The following is a 24,098-nucleotide window of genomic DNA, read 5'->3' as shown; positions in this document are numbered from 1 at the left end:
TCGCGTCACGATGCAGCGATGATTTGCATTTTTACGCAAGCGCTTTCGGCTGCGGGATCCGAGGCGCGTGCATGCGCGTCCAATCCATGCCGGCCAGCAGTGCTGACAGCTGGGCCCCATTCATCCGCATCACACCGGCCACGATGGGTGGCCATTTGAAGCCGCTGCCATCGAGCCGCTTCCAGTACATCACAAGGCCGCTGCCATCCCAGACGACGATCTTCACCCGATCGGCGCGCTTCGCACGGAACACCACCGCCACGCCCTTCATCGGGTCATGGCCCAGCGTATCCTTCGCCAGCAGCGCCAAGCCCTCTGCACCCTTCCTGAAGTCCACAGGTTGCGTCGCCACGTAGATCATGAGGCTCGCCGGCATCGTCAGCATGAACGTGTCCGTCGCAGCGCAATGAACACATCGCTCAACGCAGCAAGGCCAGGCGCCCCGCGCACCTCCACGCGCGCGCCCTGGAACTCAACCGTAACAATGGCTGCTTCCGGCGAACCGGAGGGCTCTGCGGCCGCAGGCAACGCTAATTCCGACACCACCGGCACGAACGACAGCGTGTCCGCCGACGCCGGCAATACCAACTGGCCCAAACGCGCCCGGCGCCGCCAATCATGCACCTGCTGGGGCCGGCAGCCATGGCGACGAGCGACGTCTGTTACAACCGCCCCCGGTTCGAGGCTTTCCGCCGCAATCTGCGCCTTCAAATCATCCGGCCAGCGCTTTCGACCTGCGCCAGCGAACACTTCAATACGCGGTGACAACGGTCGTCTTATGTCGTCAGAATGGTCGTCCATTGTGAGCACCCTTCCAGAAGATGACTCTTCTAACGGTGCTCTCAAGACTCCGCACAAACAATCAGACGGGCCTCGGCGCTACGCTTACTGTGGACTTCAGGAAGGGTGCAGAGGGCTTGGCGCTGCTGGCGAAGGATACGCTGGGCCATGACCCGATGAAGGGCGTGGCGGTGGTGTTCCGTGCGAAGCGCGCCGATCGGGTGAAGATCGTCGTCTGGGATGGCAGCGGCCTTGTGATGTACTGGAAGCGGCTCGATGGCAGCGGCTTCAAATGGCCACCCATCGTGGCCGGTGTGATGCGGATGAATGGGGCCCAGCTGTCAGCACTGCTGGCCGGCATGGATTGGACGCGCATGCACGCGCCTCGGATCCCGCAGCCGAAAGCGCTTGCGTAAAAATGCAAATCATCGCTGCATCGTGACGCGAAGCATGGCAAGCTCGGGCCAATGAGTGATTTGCCTGATGAGCTACCGAGCGATCCAGCCGAGTTGCGTGCCTTTGCCGCGGCTCTGCTGGATCGCTGCGCCCGGCTCGAGCGGTTGCTCAAGCTTGCGAAAGATGCGCAGTTCGGTCGGTCCTCGGAAAAGCTGGACGCTGATCAGCTGCAGCTTGTTCTGGAGGATATCGATCAGGCCGTTGCGGCTCTCGAAGCCGCCGAGAATCGTGCCAATCCCAAAACAGGCGAGAAGAGAGCTGCCGCGCGCAGAGCCAACCGTGGTCAGCTGCCGGAGCATTTGCCGCGCGTCATCGAGACTATGATGCCGGCCGAGAGCTGCTGCCCGTCTTGTAAGGGCAACCTCTTCGAGATTGGTCAGGATGAGAGCCAGAGGCTCGACGTCGTTCCGGCGCAGTATCGCGTCATCATCACCCGCCGTCCCAAGCTGGCCTGCCGCGCCTGTCATGGCGTCGTCCTGCAGCACGCGGCTCCCGAGCGATTGATCAGGGGAGGATTGCCCACCGAGCGGCTGGTCGCGCATGTGATCGATGCCAAGTATCACTGGCATTTGCCGCTTTACCGCCAGGCGCAGATGCTGGCGACGCACGGAATAGCGCTGGATCGTTCCACGCTCGCCTTCTGGGTCGGCTATGCCGCCCAGGAATTGAAGCCCGTGTGGCATCGTCTGCGCCAGCTTCTGCTCGCCTCCTCGAAGCTCTGTGTCGATGAGACCCCGGCGCCGGTGCTGGATCCGGGGCGCGGCAGAACAAAAACCGGCTACTTCTGGGCGCTGTCACGCGATGACAGGCCTTGGGCCGGACCTGATCCGCCTGGGGTAGTCTATGCCTATGCACCGGGCCGCGGCGCCGTTCATGGCTTGCGGCTGCTGGAGGGCTATCGCGGCATCATCCACTGCGACGGCTATCAGGCTTACAAGACCATGACCCGAGAGACGCGTGCGGACGCCCTGTCCGGGACGCTCGCCTTCTGCTGGTCGCATCTGCGGCGCCAGTTTGTGAAGATCGAGCGGGAGGCTGCGCCTGCGCCAGCTCCGGTTGCCCGCGAGGCTCTTGAGCGCATCGCCCAGCTTTACGCGGTCGAGAAGGCCCTCCGCGGCCGATCTGCGGACGAGCGCCGTGCTGGCCGACAAGCGCATACCCGGCCTCTGGTTGCAGCCTTGAAGCAGTGGTTTGAGGCCAAGCTCGATCACCTTGCGCAGAAGAGCGACACGGCGAAGGCTTTGCGCTATGCACTACGTCATTGGGACGGCCTGACGCTCTATCTTGATGATGGGCGCATCGAAATGGACACGAATGCTGTCGAGCGTGCGATGCGACCGATCAAGCTCAACGCCAAGAACTCTCTTTTTGCCGGTTGCGACGAAGGCGCCGGGAATTGGGCATTGCTGGCTTCGCTCATTGAGACCTGTAAGCTCAATGGCGTCAGTGCCGAGCACTGGCTCGCTGACGTTCTCGCCAAGCTCGTCAATGGTTGGCCTGCAGCGCGACTGGACGAACTGCTTCCCTGGGCGTCGACCTATACGATGCATACACGCGATCCGAGGCTGGCGGCATGAGCCTGAACACGACCGCGGTCCGGATCAAGGTGACCCTCAAGGATGTGAAGCCGGAGGTGATGCGTCGCCTTGTCGTACCCGTCACCCTGCGCCTTGATCGGCTGCATCTGACGCTTCAGGAGGCATTCGGCTGGACGAACAGTCACCTCTTCGAGTTCTTTGCTGGTGAGGCACATTGGGGGATTCCCGACCCCGACAATGATTACGGTCACCAGCCCATGGATGCCCGCAAAGCGCGGCTGTGCGATATCGTTCGCGAGACCGGCGCCAAGACGATCCACTATCTCTATGACTTCGGCGACAGCTGGGACCATGTGATCAAGCTCGAAAAATGGTTCGAGAACACCACGACGGAGGGGCTTCCCTTCCTGCTCGAGGCCGCCGGTCGTTGTCCTCCGGAAGACGTCGGCGGTGCGCCAGGCTATGCCGAATACCTCGCCGCCATCAGCGACCCCGCCCATCCCGAGCACGGACACATGCGCCTCTGGGGCCCGGAGCGGTTCGATCCCAACGTCGTCGACCGGAAGGCACTCGAAGCCGCCGTCAACGCGTTGTCCGACACAAGGAAGCCGCGGCGACGCGCCACGCGAACAAAATAGGCGTCAAGCGCCATTCAAAAGGGCCGCAGAGCTACGCTTACAGTCCACAGGTTGCGTCGCCACGTAGATCATGAGGCTCGCCGGCATCGTCAGCATGAACGTGTCCGTCGCAGCGCAATGAACACATCGCTCAACGCAGCAAGGCCAGGCGCCCCGCGCACCTCCACGCGCGCGCCCTGGAACTCAACCGTAACAATGGCTGCTTCCGGCGAACCGGAGGGCTCTGCGGCCGCAGGCAACGCTAATTCCGACACCACCGGCACGAACGACAGCGTGTCCGCCGACGCCGGCAATACCAACTGGCCCAAACGCGCCCGGCGCCGCCAATCATGCACCTGCTGGGGCCGGCAGCCATGGCGACGAGCGACGTCTGTTACAACCGCCCCCGGTTCGAGGCTTTCCGCCGCAATCTGCGCCTTCAAATCATCCGGCCAGCGCTTTCGACCTGCGCCAGCGAACACTTCAATACGCGGTGACAACGGTCGTCTTATGTCGTCAGAATGGTCGTCCATTGTGAGCACCCTTCCAGAAGATGACTCTTCTAACGGTGCTCTCAAGACTCCGCACAAACAATCAGACGGGCCTCGGCGCTACGCTTACCCTGAAACGATGGTGAGTCCAGAACAAGCATCGGCTTGCCGCCTCGTCCAAACACCTGGAACGCAGGCTGATCTAAACAGAGAGCGATCCCCAGGCAGGATCTATAGTGATGAAAAGCGCCGGCGAGTTGCTCGGCAACAATGGGGGCGTAGCCGCCCGACCAATTCATGAAGGGAAACAGAGTGCGCCTGGTCGGATTATACCGATTGATAGGGCTTTCGACTGCCCATTGATTCAGGTCCGGGTGCAGATATCGGAATGGCGCTTCCCGGAAGCGGCGCAGCAGAAGATGGTCCGATTCGAATATATGAACGATGCAATCGCTTCGGGCAGACAGCGCCACAGCGCACGTCATCCCGGAGATGCCGGCTCCCACGATGGCCACCTTCTTGTCATGCGTGACAGTTCCTGTGGCGCACAAGGCGTGACAGAGTCGCAGAGACCGGTACTGCTGATCCGGAATCGAGATGTTGTATCGGGAAAAAAAGGTCGCGGAATATATGTGAGATGTCGCGCCGTCCGCGGCCCGCAGGGTGAGTTCGCAAAAGCTCTTTCCGAACTTGCGGCTGTGTTCGGCCCGGACCAACCGCGCGTATGCCCGGCGCTGCCGCTGTCTTTCGTCATTAAATTTCATGCCGCTGCTCCTGAACGCGAGGTCCGGGGTTGCTGCACAAGCGGATGATGCTAGCCGAAGCTGTAACATGGACACAAGGGTCCCTGTACTTGTCCTATGACGGTGGCTTCAGCCTGATTGCCGGCGCGACTCTCGGAAACAGGGGCGGCACGACTCTGTAGTTAATTCTACGTCGCCCTTCAATTCACGCCGTCAGCCTGATTTCTCTCACCGCGTGGTAAGTCCCTCCTCCGCCGCCAGAATCGCGACCGGCTTAAAGACTCCTTCGTTAGTATGAAAGATGAAGCATCTTGGATCGATGGTTTGCGCCACGGTCTTAAATGAGGCCAAGGATTTTTGCGCGACTAAAGCGGCCTGCTGGCTGCCTTTCAAGCTGAACGCTTCCGTGTAAGCCCGGGCGTACATAGCGAGCGCGAACATTTCCAGTCCGTAGTAATCGTGGCTCATATAGATGCGGTCAGCCAGTGCAAGGCGTATCGTTGCCAATCGTAGTAACGGTGGATCCAAGCCTTCGTAGTCGAAAATGCCCATCTCTTTCAGCGGTGCGGAATAGGCGTTGGGATTCGGCGCATGGAGCGCGTCCTTCTCGGCATCGATATGTGCGATGGCCAGTTCGGACAAGATGACGTCTCGGGCGCTGTTCTTCTTGAGGTTCTCGTCTTTTGCTAGGCGAGCGAAGAGATCCCGAGCAGCATCGTAACGCCCCTCAGAAAGATAGGCATACCCGAGGTTAGTCTCGGCGTACGGAAAACTCGGATCGGCCTCTAACGCACTCACAAAATATGCCTTTGCATCAGGTAGATTCCCGCGCAGCAGCGAGACATAGCCTAAGTCGCTCAGCGCGCGTGCCCGCAGTTCAGGATAGGTACTCTTAGCAGCCTCCTTGAATGCATCGAAAGCTTTGTCATTATCGTGTTCGTACACAAACGTTATTCCCTGAAATATCTGAGCGCTGCGACGCGCGATCTGCTGAAAGTATTCGTCATTCGACATTTGGGATGTTTTGTCGGCCAAGACGAAGTTCGCTCGGGCCTTCTGCAGCAAATTCGTATCCCGTCGGCCCGCACTGTTCGACAGCAAGATAAAGCTCTTTAGATAGTTTACGCCGCGAAAGAACGCATATGCATCGACAAGGGGTGATCGCGTGTTCGCCGGGACCTTCTCGATGTCAGACACGGCCTGATCGAACTCGGCTCGCGAGTAATGCTGACAGGATCTAAGAAGGGGTATCCACGTGGAGTTCGGTCGTTGCTGTTGAAACGTTATCAAGGTCTTGTCACCGATGCGTGCAATGTCGTTTTCCGTGAAGCACAGCTTCAAGATCTGGTAGACCGCGTTAAGGTCCACGAATTTTTTGGTCTGATCGGAGTCGAACTTTCCCTTTGCTTCGGTGAGGAACTTGTTCTCTGTCGACTGGAAGAATGCGAGCGCAAGGAGCGTTACGATTTGCTGATATTCGGGCTTCGACGAAAAGACGGCGGTCTCCGGCACATCGTAGGTTAGCGGCACTAAGGGTCGAAACCGGAGAGCCTGGGAATAATCGCCGACCCGAAGGGATTTCGACTGAAAAATGATTCCATAGACCGAGGTTGAGTTGGCGGCGGTTTCGGTCCAACTATCCGATCCGATTGGTTTGCCATTTACTTCAATCTCTGTTTGCCCAGCTGGCCATCTTATTTGAGTGCGATTAACCAGAATGCCGCCCAAGAAGACTGCAGCGCAAAGCGCAACGACCGTCTTCAGGGAGCGCGGGCTTGCCAGAAGTCGACGAGTTCTGAGTTGCAGGAAACGCTTGTTGAGCGAGGGAAGAACACCATAAATCACGCCAATGACGCCGCCCGTCGCGGTCTCCGCAAGTATCTTCTGAGCATCGAAATCTAGTTCCAAATAGTACCAAAGCATCCAGTGCGCGAGAACGAACAGCACGATCAAAGCGACTAACGCAAATAGGCTATTCAGCCTATGGGAGTCGGGCGGTGCTGTCGTGTTCATGAGGCCTATCCTTTGCTACCCACGCAGAACAACATGCCGATCGTTCGAATGCCGGTGCCGATTCGCCCAGAAACGACAATTGACCCATCGGATTTCCTGTCGATAGAAGGCCGCGCGATGATTGACATAAGTGTCCCGAATACGACCGACCTCGCCGGCGTATTCCGAGAGCGCATCACTTTCCCCCTCGAACCAGCGCTGCGCCGCCTCAGCAGCGGCAAGGCCGAGATACAGCGCGTTGAACAGGCCTTGCGCTGCGATTGGATCAAACGCGAGCGCGGCATCGCCCGCAGCTAGCCAGTTTTCGCCGGCGGCCGTTTCGAGCCAGGCGCCCTGTGCCCCGCAATAGCCACGTTCGCCCTGGTCCCAGTTGGGATCAAGCAACAGGCCTCCGAGCATCGGCAATCGTCGCGCCCGCGCAAGCAGCATCGGGATCGTCCGGCCGTCCCGAGCGGCTGGCAAATCGGCATCAGTATGGAAGGCCAGAATTCCCGCCTTCTCCGGTAGCGGCGCAGCGTACCACCATCCGTCGGCCTCTGTTTCAACCTGAACGCAGCCGGCCGGGAGCGCGACATTTCGCGCTCGGATCCACGCGCAAACAAGCTTGTCGTCGACATGACGAGGACCGGTGACCCCAGTGAGGTGGCGCGACCCGCGTCCGGCCGCATCGATCAGGAGACGGCTCTCGGCGCGGTATGTCTCGCCCTGTCGTTCGAACGTCACCCGCCAGCCTTCTCCCGCGCGCTCGACGCGCACCACCTTCGCCGGTGACAACAGCGCCGCGCCGCGCCGCGAGGCCTCATCGCGCATTTGCCGCTCGAATACAACGCGATCGATCTGCCAACCGTGACCGTCGGGACTCGCCAGTGCGTCGCGAATCTCAGGCTCCGTCCCTCCCCACGCGCTACACAGCGCATGCCTGGGAAGATGTCCGCCGCTCACGAATGCGTCGAGCAAGCCCATGTCGGAGAGCAGGCGCCGGGCGGCGCCCGGCAGCGACTCGCCAATGCGCCAGCCCGGCGCTGCATTGGCCTCGAGCAGGAGCACGCGCCGGAATGGCGCCAGGTTGAGGGCCGCAACCGACCCGGCCGTTCCAGCGCCGATGATGATGACATCGAATTCCAAGACTTATCTGACCTGGACCGGCAGTCCGTGCGGGAAGCGGCGCAGCTTCACGATCTCGGATTGATCCGTTCGCGTTGCGGCAGGGGCAACGCGGGCAGCGCCCGCCGCGGCCTGCACGGTTGCAGGCGTGATGTGCTGGTCTTCCACCTCGATCAGACGTGGGAACGCATCGGTGTCGGTCGGTCCGTCGAGCTCCTCGACGACACCCAGCTTGCCGAATTCGCCGACCATGTTGTTGATCCTGACGAGATAGTCCGGATTGTCGATCGGTTCGATCCAGCTCGCGCGCTTGGCGAAGGCGGCCTTGCGGGCGTCGAGGCTTTCCTTCGGGTTCACGATGATTTTGTAGTCTGCCTGGCTCACGACTTCATTTGGGACCCGGGCAGGCCAGAACGTCGGGGCATAGGGATCGTAGGATTTGTCATATCCCCCGAGGCAACTGGCCGTATCGGTTTGCCACGGCACCGCCATCCAACGAGTGATGCCGCCAGCCTGCTGTTGCCAGAGCGGACCGTTGGGTGTCTTGACACTTTCGCTCGTCAGCCTCCCGCGGGGCTTCGGAGATGTCCAGCCCTTTGGCGCATGCAGAATGCGGAACGGCGCCATGTACATCGACGCGGTCCTCATCGGCCATGTCATCTCGCAGCCGGGATGAAACGCGTCGGCGAGGCAGAATTCGAGCGCCGCGCGGGTCAGAACGTCGCCCTGTTGCTTGACCGGGACATCCTCGATAACCGCTGGCGGCCGATGGTGCGGATCGTAGTCGGCCCCGAAGCTTCCCTTCGCCCACTGCGCAAGCATGAACAGTTGCAGATCGCTGAGCGCTGCGTTCTGACGGGGTGTCGGCGCAGCCGGAATGTTCATGGCATCGCCATACATCCACGGCCACGGCTTCGGCGACCACGAATCGACATCGAAGCGCCGGAACGCGTTGGAGATCGTCTGCCGCTCTTGCGCATGTTCCGGTGCCGCACTGGAAAGGCGCGAGAGCGCTTCGGACGAGGTCAGATCGAACACGCCCTTCCAGCCGAAGCCGGCGGCGAAGCCGGCATTGACCCATTGCAGGCCGGCGAGACGTTGAAAGATCGGCAGGATGTCCTGCATGAACGATGGACGTTCGGGCACCGCCAGGCTGTTGGACTTGACCGCGACGTCGCGCATCAGATCCCACATCGTACGCACCGATTTCCGCCGCGGGCCATAATTGGGCGGCGTAACCACGACCCATGCCGGCGTGACGTCGAGCGGCTTGCCGTCTAGGCTGACTTCGGCGGTGACGGGCCCGTCCGAGGTATCGTCGAACCAGCCGTCATTATTGGCGAAGTCCTTTGCCGCACTGCCGTCATGCGAGGCCGATACGCCGCGCCCGCCGAGCACCAGCAGGCGGCCGGCGGCATCGGTGAAGATCTCGCCGAGATAGACCGTCCTGCCCATGAACGCGCCGTTGTCGAAAAGCGCCGGTTTGGCGTTCGCACCGGCCACAGATCTCGGCCCGGGCAGAATCGAAAGCTTGCTGCGATCCGCGACCGTGGGATTGCGGAGCGTGGTCGTTGGAGCGGATGCCGCCTCCGGAATATCGAGCGCCAGTTGGAACGTGTACCAGGCCGCCTTCGCATTGGCGAGTTCGACATGCCAGGTGATTTTTGCGCCGGTGCCTTCGCCGCTCAATTCACGAACGATCTCGCCCGCGGCGTTGACACCGTAAATTCGAAAGCGGGCAGCTTGGCGCTTTAGCGCGCCGGCCTTGTCGCGATAGCTGCCGGCTGGAAGCCGCGGAGGATCGGGCACTTCGGGACCGACGACATATTCATACTCGCTGTTTCCGACGCGTGCGACACCGATCGCAGGATAGATGACTGCACGGACGATCTGATCTACTGCTGCGCTGTCGGTCATGAATTGTCTCCCCGGAATGCGCGAAAAGAAGAGCTCGATCTGGTACGCCCGCACTGGATCGGTCGTTGCGCCGATCACATAACACGCTCGAATGGTCGTTCTAACCCACCCTGCCTTGATTGGATTTCGGGTAGAGATTCTCGAAATCATTCCCAAAGAGAAAATTGGTGAGCGAGACATTGATGCTGATGTCGAGCGAACGCACGTGGTGCCACCATCCCACCGGTATCAAGAGCGCCTCGCCCGGCTCGAGCACGACGTCGATGATCTCGGCCTCGGCGAATCGCGGATGGTTTTGCAGATCCGGCTCTTCGGCATCGACCTCGCTAAAGAAGCTCTCGAAATTATAGACCAGATGCAGCGCGTCGCTGGAGATCATCTTGACGCGTTTGCGGCCATAAACTTGGGTCATGAATACGTTTAGCCGGTCCCGATGAAGCGGCGAGACCGCGCCCTTGGGTCCCAACCACAAGAATTGCTTTTGCTCTCGATCACCCTCGCAGAAGTATTCGGGGAATGGCCAGAAATCCTTTAGCAGCGGACGGATCTGCTCGTTATCGAGCAAGCGATCGTTCGCCGTCAGATAATATTGATTTGTCTCGCCGCCCTTCTCAAGCAGGTCGACATATTCGGCAAACCGAACCCTCTTCGTGTGGCCCTTCAAGAACACTTCATAGACCGGATGTGTCTTCCGGTTCGACTGGATTTCCACAATGACGTCGCCGTACTGCTTTCTGAAATAGTCGGGAGTCCACAGACCGAACGCCGGCCAACGCTCGACCAGATCGGTGATGATGACCGGCCTGTTGCGGCAATAATATTCCAGATGAAACTCTTCACGCGACAGATTGCGGCGCCGTTCAATCGAGGAGTTCGTGGGATCCTGGCGAGAAAGGGCACGCCTGACATCCAGAAGTGCTTCGAGATTTCCAACGCGGCGGCCGAGCGGCTCGACGCCGCGGAAGATCGGATCGTTCGTGACACGATGAACGAGATCCTCCGCCTGGGTCGAGCTGAACCCCTTTTCAGTCATCACCGTTCCGATCTCCGATTTCGAAACGCCGCGAAGCAAGTTACGAGCGATCCAGGCAATCCACTCTTCTTGCTGTAACGAGCTCATCTGCTTCATGTCTGAGCACGTTGCCGCTATGGCTCAAGTCTTGGTCGGCAACAACGCATCCTCGGGCGCCGCGTCCGGTTTTCCCTTCGGCGCAGAGGTCGGCAACAGGGCATCCTCGGGAGGCGCGTCCGCGCGCGCGGCCGTCGGCAGCAATGCGGACTCCGGATCGGCATCCGGTTTCGCCGCTGTCGGAAGCAGCGCGTCCTCAGGATTGGCATCCGGTTTGGCCGCAGTCGGGAGCAGCGCTTTCTCAGGATTGCCGTCTGGCTTCGCCGAGGTCGGCAAAAGTGCGTCTTCGGGAGTCGCGTCGGTTTTTCTCGGCGGATTAGACTCAACTGGCATGCCTTAATGCTCCAATCTTCGTCGGGACGCACAAGCGGGGTTTGCGCGACGTGCCGCGATGAAATTCATTTTTTGAAATCTTCTTTATCGATAGCATCGCAATTAAGATTGCATGTCAATAACTTTCTACCTGTGATCTGTTGAGGAGTCGTTTGGTCGACATAGCCGCGGCAATAGCGCCCGATCCAGATCAGCTATCGGACGCTTCGGCTGTGCCATCGACCCCGTCGTGCCGGCAAGGGAATGATTCAACCAGCCTGGGGGCTACACCGGATGCGTACGTTGGCCCAGGGCCGCGTTCCGCTCAGATGTTGGCGGACTGCTACCCGCGCCGGCGCGCCGCGATCTAGCGCTGCACTATTCCAAGGGCTCCGCGCCAGATGCTGGCACTACCACCGCCTAGCAAATCGGACACCGGGGTCACTTAGTATTTCGCTGGAACTGCTTGTCGTAGTCAGCGGTTGGCTTTGGGATGAGTGACAGTATCCACACGTCGTCGCAATCGACTCAATGACGGCTGCGGTCCGCCGCGATGACAAACATCAGTTTTACGTCAACGGGTCGCAACGTACATTCGGCGCCCCAGTTCGAAATCAAACTTCAAATCAAGCTTGGTATCAAAACAATCCACGAGAGACAGTCCGGCATCGCGCAGAAGCTTTTCAACCAGAGGACGCTCGTAATACGTCTGCTCGAACGCAAAATCAGCTCGGATCCATCTCTCATCGGCAAGCGAACACAATGTCACGTTGAGATTTGTTCTACGCGTCTCATAATTGTACACTGACATTCCTGTCGCGACATGATCGGATCTTGCAATATTAAATGGCCCATTCCTTCTCTCTGAAAATCCTTGGTCATCGTTAAGGTCAAAAATAAACAAGCCTCCGGGCTTTAGGGCACGACATACGCTTTTGAATACCGCGAGCAAATCGTCTGTCGAGCACATATGAGCCAGGCTGTCGCACATGGAGACAACAAGATTGGCTTGCTCGTGCCAACTAAAGCTTCTGGCGTCCTGGCAAGAAAACGTCGCATCGGGAGCGACGCAACGTGCGAATGCTAACTGGTCCGTCGATAGATCGATACATATGACCGAAAGCCACCCACCGCTCAGGAACTTATTCGCCAATCGCCCCGTGCCGCAGCAGAGGTCAATCACCAGCTCTTTCGACGCCAGCCGCCTGACACACTTGTTCTCAATGAACTTCCACAGCGGCTCGATAATGGGAAGGGCGAAATAGGTGTCATAGAACCAGGAGAAGCCGTCATATGAATTCAGGCCGCCTTCATGTAGGGTTACACCCCGACCTGAGGATCCCGAGTCATCTCAATTTTAGCGTCTAATCATAGAAGAGGCCCGACACAACGTTTTCCATGTCTTGCATCATTATTTGCGACCAATTAGCACCTCGATCAGAAAACGATCCGAGTTCGGTCAGGAGCTGATGCAGTGGACCCGCTGGTTGAGTTGCGGTCTGGAACGTATCCAGGGAAGCGTAATTATCGAGCCTCCACACGATGCGGTAGTCTCCTGCTTCTTTCTCCGACGTTTGGCGCACCATGAAGATGCCCACAAAATGCCCATCGGACAGGCTTTCTTTAGCCCCTGGCCGTTCTTTTTGCACCACTTCGCGAACTCATCGTACTTGCCCGCCAGGATGCAAAATCCGCCTTGGTAGAGGTAGTTGCCTCCCGCTCGATTCTTTCCGTCGATCTTGGTCGCGTCATTTGTCACTTCTTCGCTCACCGCTGCCTCCCTTTCGAACGCTCGACTAATGGATAGCGTCGCTTGCACCTAGATCACTGTCGCTCCAAACAAAAATTGGGCTCCCCATTTTCCGGCTCCCCTTCCAGAAGTACGGATCGATCCCCGAGACCGACACGATCCCCCGGTCGTCAGCCCAAGCATGCGTCCCTCCTTCAATCCGCCAGGGCAACACGCACCAGCTATTGCACAGATGGAGGCCGAAGCTCTTTCGGGTTCGAGTCGAGGCGTTCATTCCTGAGGAGTGAAGTAGATATCCATTGAAAACAACTACTGTTCCAGTTGTCACTTCCAATGGAACAGCCTTGTCCAGATCGAAGCCGTAGCATTCCGGATGATGTGACTGAAACTTCGGACTCTGTGTCCGTCGGCTAGGATACATAAATCCCATGCGATGAGATCCAGGCACGACCCATAAGCAACCGTTCTCCAGTGTAGCATCTTCGAGTGCCACCCAAATGCTTGTGAGAGACTTATCTCGCGTGGGTACATAACTCTCATCCTGGTGCCACGCATAACCGGCTTCTCCCGGGACTTTCGTCCAATAAGTCGATTGCATCAGCTTGGTACTGCCATCCCAATAAGGCAGATGCGCTCCCACCAACCTCATCAGCAATTCAGAAAACGGGGGCTGCTTGCAAGTCGGGGATGTCCCGATCGCTGTTGAACTACGTCGGGTCGACGTTGCCGGAATGAATATTACGCAGCCCTCGTGACGTGGGCAACGGACTTGATTGTCATGCGATCGTGGTGAGCTTGAAGGGCCGCACGCAGAACCGACAATTGCTTATGCGCCTTCAATCGTCGGAAGCCCTTGTTGGCCTCGATCATACCGGCCGCGACCCATCGCAAGGCCATACCGGCATCCCGCCAGCGTTTAACGTTGCGCGTGACGCGGCGAATGGTGCCCATCATGTTCTCGGCGATATTGGTACAGGCGAGCGATCGGCGAAGCTCCTTCGGCAACTTCAACCGGACGACAGTCAGGATTTCGTCGAGGCCTTCGAGGATACTGGCCGCAACGCCGGGCCATTGCTGGTCGAGTCGACGCGCGAGATTGCGGATCAATTTTTCAGCCTTGTCGGCGTCATCGAGCTCCCAGGCCTGGCGCAGCACCCGGCGGGTGGCCGCATGATGCTCTTTCGGCAGGCGTTCCATGATGTTGCGCGCCTTGTGGATCTGGCAGCGCTGGATCGCAGCGGCCGAACCGAAGGTGCGGCGGATCGCCTTCGACAACGCCTTCGCGCCGTCGGCGATGAACAGTCTTGGCACCGTCGGGTCGAGCCCGCGCGAGACCAGGTTGTCCAGCAGGGCCTGAACCGTTGCTGCATTCTCGGTCGCCCCTTCCACCAGCGCCAGCGGATGCTTGTTGCCTTCGCCGTCAACCCCGATCGCGGCCACCAGCACGAGATCGTCGTCGAGATGCAGCCCGTCGATTTGGACCACCAGAAGGTCGAGCGCGGACAGATCGGCAGCCATGAAGTCGGCCAGCCGCGCCGCCGACAGAGCCACGAACCTCCGCGAGGCCGCCGACTTCGAAATCCCCGATCCGGGCGGTGCCGGCACGTCACCCTCGGGCAGCCGGACGGCGCGGCCGAACCGGCGCGTCGACACATTGATCAGCATCAGGTTCATCGCCCAGCGACCGAGCCAGTCCTCCTGCGCCGCCGTTTCCCAGCTCGGGATCGTGACCTCGCGGCCGTCCATGCCCCGGACCCGCGGGCGATCGACCTCGATCTTGCCGCCGTGGAAACCGATCCGCCCCCGCGTTCGGCCCCAACGGTGCGCCCGCCGCGCCGCATCACGACCGTGGCGCGGCCCGCAGGCCGCTGTCACATCCGCCTCCATCATCGTGCCGAGCGCCTCGATTCCTGCCGCAAGGCAGAACCGATCGAAGCTCGCTCGCACTTCCGCAAATGATTTCTCCACAGCCCCGGTCGCCGGCCAACCAGCCGGTGTGATATCTCTCGTCATGGCGTTGCTCTCCTTTGTGGAATCAGCACCCCGAGCCTACCGGCTCAAGGTGGGCAACGCCGACCTCTTCAGAAATTCAACAGAACCCGGGACATCCCCTGCAAGTCTCCACCATATCGTCGCTCGCTAAGTGAATTTGATGAATGGCCCTCAGCATCGATGAGCCTCCAGCACGCTGGGCCCCCGCAAGATCATCAATCTTGCGAAGCAGATCTTTGACCGCAGCCTCGCAAAGGCATCTATCGAAGACAAAATACCCAAGCTCCAGGTAGGCATTCTTTATCGCATCCGTAACTAGCTCTGAGCCAACCATTTTCGTCTTCGCTATTGGAGAACGCGCGTTTGGACAATTCCCAGGCGGCTATAATGCGTTATTACCGCGCTTACATCCGGCGGCGTCAGATCAGAGGAGCACTCTTCGATGATCTTAAGTTCGGGATTTTTCCCGTTGCACGCGTCCAACACTCTGGCCGCCAACTCGGGAATTTCTATCATTTTGAATTTATCGTCTTTCACAACGTGAAGATATGCGACCTCCTTGAACACCTCTTCGGGTATCGGAAGCCGTCGGTCGAGAAAGAGCGGGAAGCGACGAAGCGAGATCGGAGCGTGACGCACGGCTACACCCGACGCGAGCACTGGCATTTCACTTGAGGATTGGCGCCGCAGCGCGTCAAGGGGACCATCGTAACACTGGAGGACCCCTTCAATGAACCGTCGCTCGCCAGACTCCATCACTTTACCCGCGAGATGCTCTCGGCAAAATGAAACAAACTCCTCTTTGAATTGCCAGGTAGTGTAATAGCCCGCCCGCGCACGGTTGAGCTTTGCTCTTCCAACGTAAGCGAACCAGTCCCGGCAGAATGCTAGGAAGTCCGGAACTACACGTCTTATGGCTACGAGTGCAAAACGGACGCGCTGATGCGCACCAGTAAAGAAATCTTCCAGATATTTTAGCTCTTCACGAGGAATACTCTTCGATGGAAAATGATAGAACTCAGGAAATACCGAAGGGTATTCCTGGATTAGATCAAATTCGTCCTTTCGATATTCCGAACCCTGAAACGCCACCTTGGTGGGAATGGTGTCTAACTGAAGTTCGGCTGAATATTTCTGGCTATATTCTGTACCACCAAGCGGCGAAAGTATTCCTATCGCAGGGAGAGTTTCTTGAACTGAAAGAAGATCAACCATCAAGTTTATGGTGTCTCGAAGATCCTCGTAGCGCTCTTCTGGGAATCCGATAATGACACCATAGTTGAACGATATTCCGTTCTTTGCGCATTCGAAGGCCGTCGGCAACACTTTGTCGAGGTCAATGTTCTTCCGAATTTGCCGCTGCATCTTCTTAGAGCCTGACTCAAAATTGCATTGCTGTTTTTATCGCTGCGATGCGCCTTGTCATGAGTTGGACAGAGGCGAGGAAGAGCCAGGCAGTTGCGCTTTCGATGGTTCGCTCGAAGTCCTTGGCCAATCTGCGGTTGCGGCCGAGCCAGGCGAAGGTTCGTTCGACCACCCAGCGGCGCGGAAGCACCTCGAAGCCCTGTGCGGCATCGGAGCGCTTGATGATCTCGACAGTCCACCGGCCGATCTTTTCCAGCACCGCCTTGAGCTTTTCGCCGGCATAGCCGCCATCGGCGAAGATATGGCGCAGCCAGGGGAAGCGGTAGCGAATGCTGCACAGGACATCTGGCGTGCCGTCACGATCCTGGACGTCGGCAGCGTGAACGATCGCTCCGACCAGGAGCCCTTGGGTGTCGGTGACGATGTGGCGCTTTCGACCCTTGATCTTCTTTCCCGCGTCGTAGCCGCGAGGGCCGCCACTTTCCGTGGTCTTGACCGATTGGCTGTCGATCACGCCGGCCGTCGGCGAGGCCTCCCGGCCGATCGCCTCGCGCGCCAGCATCAGGAGTGCGTGGTTGATCGATTGCCACAATCCGCTGTCGCGCCATTGGTAGAAATAGTACTGCACCGTGGTCATTGGTGGAAACAGAGTGGGCGGCAGCATGCGCCACGGCAATCCGCCGCGCAGCAGATAGAGTATTGCCTCGACGATGTCGCGATAGCTCCATTTCGGGCGCCGCCCGCGCTTGGCCCGCACAGGAAGCAACCTCTCCAGCACGCCCCATTCCGCATCCGTCAAGTCGCTTGGCAAACGCAGCTCCTCTCGGGCAAACTGTGCCCGGGTGATATCAGTCCACATTCTCGATCCCTTTGATGCTTCGCAACACCGATGGAATCAGAACTCGCTGATATCACTCAACTTATTTTTCGGTCGGACACTTAGTGCCTGTTCCAAAACATGTTGAGTCGAATGAATCGGTTGTGATTCAAGGTGAGCGGCCTGATTCGATGGGGACGCGCCGCCAATGTGGACTACCGAGAACCGTGCACGCTACGACCGCAGCCGCCTGCGCTATCCGAGCGACTTGACCGACGAGGAGTGGGCGCTGATCGCGCCTCGCATCCCGCCGGCCAAGCGCGGCGGCAACAAGCGTACGGTGGACCTGCGCGAGATTGCCAACGGGCTGATGTACATCCTGAGCACAGGTTGCCAGTGGCGCGCGATCCCCAAGGACCTGCCGCCGCGCTCGACGCTGTATGGCTACTTCGATCTGTGGAGCTGGAACGGCACGCTCGATAAAATTCATCACGCCCTCTATGTCGAATGTCGCGAAAGGGCCGAGCGCGAGGCTTCTCCCACCGCCGCCATCATCGATAGCCAGAGCGTGAAAAGCGCTGAAAAAGGGGGCCTCATGATCTCCATGGCTACGACGCGGGCAAGAAGATCAAGGGCAAGAAGCGGCACATTCTCGTCGACACGCAAGGCCTCTTGATGCACGCCATCGTGCATGCGGCGGACATCCAGGATCGCGACGGCGGCGTGCTCCTGATGGCAACGTTGTTCGGCCTCTATCCCTTTCTTCTGAAGCTCTACGCCGACGGCGGATATCAAGGGCCACATTTCCAGAAGGGGCTGCGTAGCGCTCTGAAGCGCGTGAACCTCGAAATCGTCAAACGCTCCGATCAGGCTCACCGTTTCGTCGTCTTGCCCAAACGCTGGATCGTCGAGCGTACCTTTGCCTGGCTCGGGCGATGCCGAAGACTGTCCAAAGATTGGGAATGCTTCAATCACAGGGCGCTCGCCTTTCTCAAGCTGGCCTCCATCCGACTCATGCTGCGAAAGCTATGCAATCCAAGGTAATCTTTCCGGACAGACTCTTAGTCTTACTGAGTCAGAGTGTCGCGGCCCTTGTCGACAGGAATCATATATTTGAGAAGACTCACTTTTCGTCATGCGGGGGCTGAGATGAGTCTGACAAAATCGGGAGACGTAGCGTCGCGGTTTTCGGCATATATTGAGGGCCTTGCGAGTGTGATCGGCCATGCAGGACGCGCCAAACCGCTGCGCGACTACTGTACCGGGCTGATGATGCCATGCGATCGCAAGAGCGTCGAGCCGATGGCGGCAATCACGGCACCTGAGCGGACAGCAGCGCAACATCAGTCGTTGTTGCATTTAGTCGGTCAAGGTGACTGGTCGGATCAGCAGGTGTTGGCCAAGGTCCGTGAGTTAGTGCTGCCGGGCATCGAACGCTGCGGGCCGATCGAAGCGTGGATCATTGATGATACGGGCTTTCCCAAGAAGGGGCGGCATTCAGTCGGCGTTGCGCGGCAATATTGCGGCCAGTTGGGCAAGCAAGACAATTGTCAGGTGGCCGTATCTCTTTCGCTTGCGAACCATCATGCGAGCTTGCCGGTGGCCTATCGGCTCTATCTCCCAAAGGAGTGGGTGACGGACCGTACACGTCGGCGCAAAGCCGGAGTCCCCAAGGAAATCACCTTCAAGACCAAGCCGGCAATTGCACTTGATCATTTGCGCTGGGCCTGTGCGGTGGGCTTGCCGCGCGGCGTGGTCCTGATGGACGCCGGCTACGGCACCGACACCGCTCTGCGTGGGAGTATTACCGAACTGGGCCTGAGCTACGTGGCCGGCATCTTGCCACAAACCTCGGTATGGGCGCCCGGAACCGGACCGCGGCCGCCGAAGGCATGGTCGGGGAACGGACGACCTCCGAAACTGCTACGGCGTGACAGCAAACACCGACCGATTTCGGTCAAGAAGCTTGCGATCGGTCTGCCAGCACATGCTTGGCACAAGATCACGTGGCGTGAGGGTACGGCAGAACCGTTGTCTTCGCGGTTTGCCCGTGTGCGCGTCCGTCCGGCACATCGAGATTACTGGCTCGCCGAAAGCCGGCCCGAGGAATGGCTGCTGATCGAGTGGCCAGAGGGCGAGGCAGCACCAACCAAATATTGGTTTTCAACGCTTGCAGCCAACATTGGATTTCGTCAGCTGGTCGATATTGCCAAGCTGCGCTGGCGCATCGAGCGCGACTACCACGAACTCAAACAGGAGGTTGGCCTTGGTCACTTCGAGGGACGAAGCTGGCGTGGCTTCCACCACCACGCAACATTGTGCATTGCCGCCTACGGTTTTCTAGTCTCCGAGCGAGAGACGATTCCCCCCTCAGAAGCAGCCTCCACCAAAATCTTCAAGGAAGCTGCTATTCCCGCAACCTATCGGCCGAGGGGATCCGCCATTGCGGCCTGAACGACACGTTCCGAATTCGATTGCGACCGTCCGACGAAGATTGAGCGCTGCGCTCGTCGTCACACTATCTCGATGCCCTTGTTGCATCAGGGCACTCTCAAGTCAAAGTGGCTATCGAAATTTATGACGCAGTAAGATTAGAACCAGACTCGATTCCAAAGAAAATAGACCGGCACCCTGCCCTGGCCATGTGCTCAATGAGCTCAGGTGATGAGCAGTTTATATGAGAAGAGCAGCTCCATGAAAATTGTAGTCCGCTGGATATAATGGCGTTGCATATGTTTAGAACCAGTTTGCGGTTCACCGTAAACAGGTCATGGACAAACTCGAGCCCGATAGGTGACGAGGAGTCACCAAGCAACGACTTCAGCTCAGAGAGTAAGGTCGATACCGGCTTTAGCCGGTAAGCTCGTCCAAAAAAATCCTTTGTCGAACAAAACTGACAAGCGTACGGGCATCCGCGTCCAAGCTCAATCGGCAGAACCGGCAAACCTACATCGTATGACCACCGTTTCAAATTCGGCTGAGGAAAGTCGTCCGGTAAAGGCGCGCTTTGATTGCAAATGATCTCGTTACGCCCGTCCCTTTGGTCGCGCCACACCAGATTAGGACATTGTTGCAGCTCGGGCGTCCCGTATAGGCGAACAAATTCCGCTAGTGATCCTTCAACTTCCCCAGATAGGACAAAATCGATCTCCTCAACGTACCGCAACAACTCTGTCGCAACAGAGGATGCCCCCGGACCGCCAAATCCAATCTGCGCTCGTTTTCGAATGTGCGGTCGAAGCAGTTGAGCAATTCGAACGCTGAGAGGCATCGTGCCTGCTATACTGCTGAACCCGAAAAAGGCGGAGTCGTGCTGAGCTAGCGACTCTGCAATAGTCGCCGCAAACGAGAGCTCTCTCTGAGAAAGGTCTTGATACTTAACCCATTCCAAGGCGAGGTCTACGATCCTCACCTTGACGTTCAAAGCTTCCAGCCGATCAGCAACCAACAGCAGGCCAAGGGGAGGGCGATACGAAACGGTTCTCGTATCACCTCCCTGATCGGTCCCCACGGGGTATGAGATTAATGTCGCTGACCGGAGCATCGGATCGCCCAAACTCCCGCTTACGGCTCTCCCACATTCCTAAGAGCCTGACTCAAAATTGCATTGCTGTTTTTATCGCTGCGATGCGCCTTGTCATGAGTTGGACAGAGGCGAGGAAGAGCCAGGCAGTTGCGCTTTCGATGGTTCGCTCGAAGTCCTTGGCCAATCTGCGGTTGCGGCCGAGCCAGGCGAAGGTTCGTTCGACCACCCAGCGGCGCGGAAGCACCTCGAAGCCCTGTGCGGCATCGGAGTGCATATTTCAGTGATCGTGAGCAGCGATTTCGCGCGATCATGAGCGCCGAATTCAGACGATCGTGAGCAGCCTCGCTCCGGCCGAGGCGGTGATAGGGTCAGCGTTCTGGCTGCTCGTCAAGGGTGATGGTTTTGGCGTTGCGTTTTCGCATGCTTTCGCCAGCAAGCTGGAGGCGGTGAGCGTTGTGGACGAGGCGATCCAGAATCGCGTCGCCTAGCGTGGGATCTCCGATAACTTCGTGCCATGTGTCCACAGGGAGTTGGCTGGTTACGATGGTGGAGGAGCGGCCATGGCGATCGTCAAGGATTTCCAGTAGATCGCGCCGCTCGGCAGCGGTGAGCACCGACAATCCCCAATCATCCAAAATCAGAACCTGGGCGCGGCCAAGGGTTTTGAGCAAGCGGGCATAACGTCCATCGCCCCGCGCGAGCCCCAACGCTTCGAACAATCTTGGGACGCGGTGATAGAGGACCGAGCGATTATCTCGGCAGGCCTTGTGGCCGAGGGCACAGGCTAACCAACTTTTGCCCAATCCGGTCGCCCCGGTTATGAGCAAATTCTCGTGGCGATCGATCCAGTCGCCGCTGGCGAGCTTGGCGAAGACGGCCCGGTCGATACCCCGCGGCGTGCGCAAATCGACGTCCTCCACGCAGGCATTCTGGCGGAGCGAGGCCAGCTTGAGGCGCGTGGTGAGCCGCCTGGTGTCGCGTTCCGCCGCTTCCCGGTCGACCAGCAGGCCGATGCGATCTTCGAACGGCAAGGCTTCGAGATCAGGCGATCGTCGCTGCTCCTCGAAGGCCTTGGCCATGCCGCTCAAGCCGAGCTCGATCAGGCGTTCGTGGGTGGGATGGTTGAGCATACAGGTCTCCTTGGCTTCAGTGAAAATAATCGCGGCCGCGGATGTTGCCGTGGCGCAGGGGTTGGTGTTCGGAGGGCTCGTCGAGAAAGGTACGATCCAGACCGTTCTGGAGGATGGAGCGGATCGAGGCGACGGATCGCGCCTTGATCAGAATGCCGCGCCGGCAGGCCGCTTCGACGCGCTCCGCGCTGTAGCTTTTGACCAGTGACAGAATGCCGAGGCAGGTGCGAAAGCCTTGCTCGGGATGCGGCCGGGCCGCGATCACGGCCTGGAAGAAGGCGGCGGTCGACGGACCGATCCGCTCGCCGGCGACGATCACTCCGGCGGGCGTCCATTGACCGTAGCGCCGATGGGCGCTGGGCATATGGTCGGCGATGGTGGTGTGGCCCCGCCGGTTGGGCGCGCGGGCGTGGCTGGCGATCCTGCGGCCGTTGTGGAAGATCTCGACCGTTCTGTCATCGATGCGTGCGTCGACAAGCTCACGGATGAGCCGATACGGCGCGGAATACCAGTGTCCATCGATCTCGATATGATAGTCGGGGCCGATCCGGCATCGCTTCCAGCGTGCGAAAGCGTAAGCCTGGTCCGGCAGCTTTGTAAGCTTGGGCTTGTCGAGCTCGGCGAACAGTTCGGCGCGACTGGCGCCAAAGTCGCGCATCTGCCTTGCATTGAGTTCGACGACGAGTGTTTTGATGGCTGCGTTCAGCTCCGCCAACGAAAAGAAGCGTTGGTTGCGCAGCCGCGCCAGAATCCATCGCTGGGCGACTTGCACCGCAACTTCGACCTTTGCCTTATCTTTTGGGCGCCGCGGCCGGGCTGCGAGAATGGCCGTGCCGTAATGGCTCGCCATCTCGGCATAGGTTCGGTTGAGGCCGGGATCGTGGCGGTCGGGATTGGTGACGGCGGCCTTGAGATTGTCGCAGACTACGAATGTCGGCACGCCGCCGAGGAAGGCGAAAAGATTGATGTGGACCCGGATCCAGTCGGCGAGCCCCTCGCTTGGACAGGCCTCGGCATAGGTATAGTTGGAGGCGCCCATCGCCGCGACGAACAGCTTCATCGACTGCACTTCCCCGTTTGAGGGATCGATGACGTCGATGGTGTCGCCGGCGAAATCCACGAAAACCTTCTCGCCGCCCAGATGCGTCTGCCGCATCGAAGGCCGGGCTCGCCCCTTCCAGGCCTCGTACGTCGTGCAGAACCAGGTGTAGCCGAAGCCATCGGGATGGGTGGCGCGATACTCGTCCCACAGCAGCCGACGGGTCACGTTGCGTCGGCGCAGCTCCTTGTCGACATAGCCCCAGTCGGGAACGGCCCGCTGGGGGCTCTGCGACGCAGGCCTCGGCGCCGGGAAAAGCAGCAGCTCCAGGTCCTCGTCGCTCATTCCGGCCGGCAACGGCCACTTCAGCCCGGCAGCCCCGGCTCGGCGTAGATAGCTGTGCACGGCGCCGTTGCTGATGCCCAAGGTGCGCGCGATGGCTCGCTCCGGCAAGCCTTGAACATGTTTTAAGCGGAGAACCTCTTTGATCCGGCGCATCGACAATCTCTGGGTGGGCATCGGCCTTCCTCGTTCACTGACGAGGCAGTTCCTAAGCCGGTTGAGTTGTCGGCCGAAGCGGGCTGAGTTGCTGAAAAGCTGCTCACGATCCCGCGAAATCCGTGCTCACGATCGTCTGAAATCTCTGCTCACGATCCCCTGAAATCCGTGCTCACGATCCCGCGAAACATGCAATCGGAGCGCTTGATGATCTCGACAGTCCACCGGCCGATCTTTTCCAGCACCGCCTTGAGCTTTTCGCCGGCATAGCCGCCATCGGCGAAGATATGGCGCAGCCAGGGGAAGCGGTAGCGAATGCTGCACAGGACATCTGGCGTGCCGTCACGATCCTGGACGTCGGCAGCGTGAACGATCGCTCCGACCAGGAGCCCTTGGGTGTCGGTGACGATGTGGCGCTTTCGACCCTTGATCTTCTTTCCCGCGTCGTAGCCGCGAGGGCCGCCACTTTCCGTGGTCTTGACCGATTGGCTGTCGATCACGCCGGCCGTCGGCGAGGCCTCCCGGCCGATCGCCTCGCGCGCCAGCATCAGGAGTGCGTGGTTGATCGATTGCCACAATCCGCTGTCGCGCCATTGGTAGAAATAGTACTGCACCGTGGTCATTGGTGGAAACAGAGTGGGCGGCAGCATGCGCCACGGCAATCCGCCGCGCAGCAGATAGAGTACTGCCTCGACGATGTCGCGATAGCTCCATTTCGGGCGCCGCCCGCGATTGGCCCGCACAGGAAGCAACCTCTCCAGCACGCCCCATTCCGCATCCGTCAAGTCGCTTGGCAAACGCAGCTCCTCTCGGGCAAACTGTGCCCGGGTGATATCAGGGGGATGTCCCGATCGCTGTTGAACTACGTCGGGTCGACGTTG

22 protein-coding genes and 3 pseudogenes are annotated in these 24,098 nt (G+C 59.2%); 5 read left to right on the top strand and 20 right to left on the bottom strand.

Annotated features, from left to right (window positions below):
- Positions 1–31: 31 nt before the first annotated feature.
- Both tnpB (HAP41_RS09910) and tnpA (HAP41_RS09905) read right to left on the bottom strand, forming a co-directional pair.
- On the bottom strand, positions 32–385 hold the full coding sequence (gene tnpB / locus HAP41_RS09910; RefSeq protein ID WP_166065968.1) for an IS66 family insertion sequence element accessory protein TnpB: 354 nt from the start codon (positions 383–385) through the stop codon (positions 32–34).
- Positions 379–801: an IS66-like element accessory protein TnpA gene (tnpA, locus tag HAP41_RS09905; protein ID WP_166055731.1), complete on the bottom strand. Its 423-nt coding sequence runs from the start codon at positions 799–801 to the stop codon at positions 379–381. Before tnpA (HAP41_RS09905) ends, tnpB (HAP41_RS09910) begins: the two co-directional genes overlap by 7 nt.
- A gap of 116 nt (positions 802–917) precedes the next feature.
- Here tnpA (HAP41_RS09905) and tnpB (HAP41_RS09900) point away from each other — a divergent pair, with 116 nt between their 5' ends.
- From tnpB (HAP41_RS09900) to HAP41_RS09890, 3 genes are read left to right on the top strand one after another with little or no spacing between them, the layout of a single operon-like run.
- Entirely contained in the window at positions 918–1,196 is a 279-nt protein-coding gene (gene tnpB, locus HAP41_RS09900) for an IS66 family insertion sequence element accessory protein TnpB (protein ID WP_166102990.1), read from the top strand.
- Positions 1,197–1,247: 51 nt separating this feature from the next.
- Positions 1,248–2,813 carry an IS66 family transposase gene (gene tnpC, locus HAP41_RS09895; protein ID WP_166055670.1) on the top strand — a complete coding sequence of 522 codons (1,566 nt, stop codon included), beginning with the start codon at positions 1,248–1,250 and terminating at the stop codon, positions 2,811–2,813.
- Entirely contained in the window at positions 2,810–3,412 is a 603-nt protein-coding gene (locus tag HAP41_RS09890) for a plasmid pRiA4b ORF-3 family protein (RefSeq protein WP_166055583.1), read from the top strand. Before tnpC ends, HAP41_RS09890 begins: the two co-directional genes overlap by 4 nt.
- An 89-nt stretch (positions 3,413–3,501) precedes the next feature.
- Here the strand turns inward: HAP41_RS09890 and tnpA (HAP41_RS09885) are convergent, their stop codons facing one another.
- The 13 genes from tnpA (HAP41_RS09885) to HAP41_RS09830 all read right to left on the bottom strand — a co-directional run bounded on the left by tnpA (HAP41_RS09885) (position 3,502) and on the right by HAP41_RS09830 (position 17,066).
- Positions 3,502–3,924 (bottom strand): IS66-like element accessory protein TnpA, encoded by a 423-nt coding sequence (tnpA, locus tag HAP41_RS09885; RefSeq protein ID WP_166055731.1) that lies wholly within the window; start codon positions 3,922–3,924, stop codon positions 3,502–3,504.
- A 41-nt stretch (positions 3,925–3,965) separates the two neighbouring features.
- A complete protein-coding gene (locus HAP41_RS09880) occupies positions 3,966–4,646 on the bottom strand; it encodes an NAD(P)-binding protein (RefSeq protein ID WP_166102995.1) in 681 nt (226 codons plus the stop codon).
- 207 nt (positions 4,647–4,853) lie between these two features.
- Complete coding sequence (locus tag HAP41_RS09875) at positions 4,854–6,638, bottom strand: tetratricopeptide repeat protein (RefSeq protein ID WP_166103000.1); 1,785 nt, start codon at positions 6,636–6,638, stop codon at positions 4,854–4,856.
- Positions 6,639–6,653: 15 nt separating this feature from the next.
- Entirely contained in the window at positions 6,654–7,763 is a 1,110-nt protein-coding gene (locus HAP41_RS09870) for a tryptophan 7-halogenase (RefSeq protein WP_166103005.1), read from the bottom strand.
- A 3-nt stretch (positions 7,764–7,766) separates the two neighbouring features.
- Positions 7,767–9,659, bottom strand: coding sequence for a LodA/GoxA family CTQ-dependent oxidase (locus HAP41_RS09865; protein ID WP_206706221.1), 1,893 nt, complete (start codon positions 9,657–9,659; stop codon positions 7,767–7,769).
- A 100-nt stretch (positions 9,660–9,759) separates the two neighbouring features.
- Positions 9,760–10,788 (bottom strand): cupin-like domain-containing protein, encoded by a 1,029-nt coding sequence (locus tag HAP41_RS09860; protein ID WP_166103012.1) that lies wholly within the window; start codon positions 10,786–10,788, stop codon positions 9,760–9,762.
- A 24-nt stretch (positions 10,789–10,812) separates the two neighbouring features.
- Positions 10,813–11,121: a hypothetical protein gene (locus HAP41_RS09855; RefSeq protein ID WP_166103015.1), complete on the bottom strand. Its 309-nt coding sequence runs from the start codon at positions 11,119–11,121 to the stop codon at positions 10,813–10,815.
- A 553-nt stretch (positions 11,122–11,674) separates the two neighbouring features.
- Entirely contained in the window at positions 11,675–12,283 is a 609-nt protein-coding gene (locus HAP41_RS09850; protein WP_166103018.1) for a class I SAM-dependent DNA methyltransferase, read from the bottom strand.
- A gap of 181 nt (positions 12,284–12,464) precedes the next feature.
- Positions 12,465–12,752: a hypothetical protein gene (locus HAP41_RS09845; RefSeq protein WP_166103021.1), complete on the bottom strand. Its 288-nt coding sequence runs from the start codon at positions 12,750–12,752 to the stop codon at positions 12,465–12,467.
- A gap of 144 nt (positions 12,753–12,896) precedes the next feature.
- Positions 12,897–13,499 (bottom strand): phytanoyl-CoA dioxygenase family protein, encoded by a 603-nt coding sequence (locus HAP41_RS50720; RefSeq protein WP_414643368.1) that lies wholly within the window; start codon positions 13,497–13,499, stop codon positions 12,897–12,899.
- Between the two features lie 89 nt (positions 13,500–13,588).
- Entirely contained in the window at positions 13,589–14,863 is a 1,275-nt protein-coding gene (locus HAP41_RS09840; RefSeq protein ID WP_166064748.1) for an IS256 family transposase, read from the bottom strand.
- 324 nt (positions 14,864–15,187) lie between these two features.
- Positions 15,188–16,207 carry a hypothetical protein gene (locus HAP41_RS09835; RefSeq protein ID WP_166103027.1) on the bottom strand — a complete coding sequence of 340 codons (1,020 nt, stop codon included), beginning with the start codon at positions 16,205–16,207 and terminating at the stop codon, positions 15,188–15,190.
- A gap of 16 nt (positions 16,208–16,223) precedes the next feature.
- Positions 16,224–17,066, bottom strand: coding sequence for an IS5 family transposase (locus HAP41_RS09830; RefSeq protein WP_166073871.1), 843 nt, complete (start codon positions 17,064–17,066; stop codon positions 16,224–16,226).
- Between the two features lie 166 nt (positions 17,067–17,232).
- On the opposite strand from HAP41_RS09830, the pseudogene HAP41_RS09825 reads away from it, so the two are divergent.
- A pseudogene (locus HAP41_RS09825) lies at positions 17,233–18,068 on the top strand (IS5 family transposase).
- Positions 18,069–18,173: 105 nt separating this feature from the next.
- Positions 18,174–19,478, top strand: coding sequence for an IS701 family transposase (locus tag HAP41_RS09820; RefSeq protein ID WP_166065882.1), 1,305 nt, complete (start codon positions 18,174–18,176; stop codon positions 19,476–19,478).
- A 121-nt stretch (positions 19,479–19,599) separates the two neighbouring features.
- Here HAP41_RS09820 and HAP41_RS50715 read toward each other — a convergent pair whose 3' ends face one another.
- From HAP41_RS50715 to HAP41_RS09800, 5 genes and pseudogenes are all read right to left on the bottom strand, one after another.
- Entirely contained in the window at positions 19,600–20,568 is a 969-nt protein-coding gene (locus tag HAP41_RS50715; protein ID WP_224580902.1) for a B12-binding domain-containing radical SAM protein, read from the bottom strand.
- Between the two features lie 52 nt (positions 20,569–20,620).
- Positions 20,621–20,818, bottom strand: a pseudogene (locus HAP41_RS09815) (transposase); the annotation flags it as partial.
- A 100-nt stretch (positions 20,819–20,918) separates the two neighbouring features.
- On the bottom strand, positions 20,919–21,680 hold the full coding sequence (gene istB / locus HAP41_RS09810) for an IS21-like element helper ATPase IstB (RefSeq protein ID WP_166063422.1): 762 nt from the start codon (positions 21,678–21,680) through the stop codon (positions 20,919–20,921).
- A 16-nt stretch (positions 21,681–21,696) separates the two neighbouring features.
- Positions 21,697–23,238, bottom strand: coding sequence for an IS21 family transposase (gene istA, locus HAP41_RS09805; RefSeq protein ID WP_166063394.1), 1,542 nt, complete (start codon positions 23,236–23,238; stop codon positions 21,697–21,699).
- A 173-nt stretch (positions 23,239–23,411) separates the two neighbouring features.
- Positions 23,412–24,050, bottom strand: a pseudogene (locus HAP41_RS09800) (IS5 family transposase); the annotation flags it as partial.
- Positions 24,051–24,098: the final 48 nt, after the last annotated feature.

Origin of the sequence: Bradyrhizobium barranii subsp. apii (genome assembly GCF_011516635.5) — a bacterium.
Lineage (GTDB): Bacteria > Pseudomonadota > Alphaproteobacteria > Rhizobiales > Xanthobacteraceae > Bradyrhizobium > Bradyrhizobium barranii.
The sequence above is the reverse complement of the archived record's forward strand: the minus strand, read 5'-3'. Positions and strand labels throughout refer to the sequence as shown.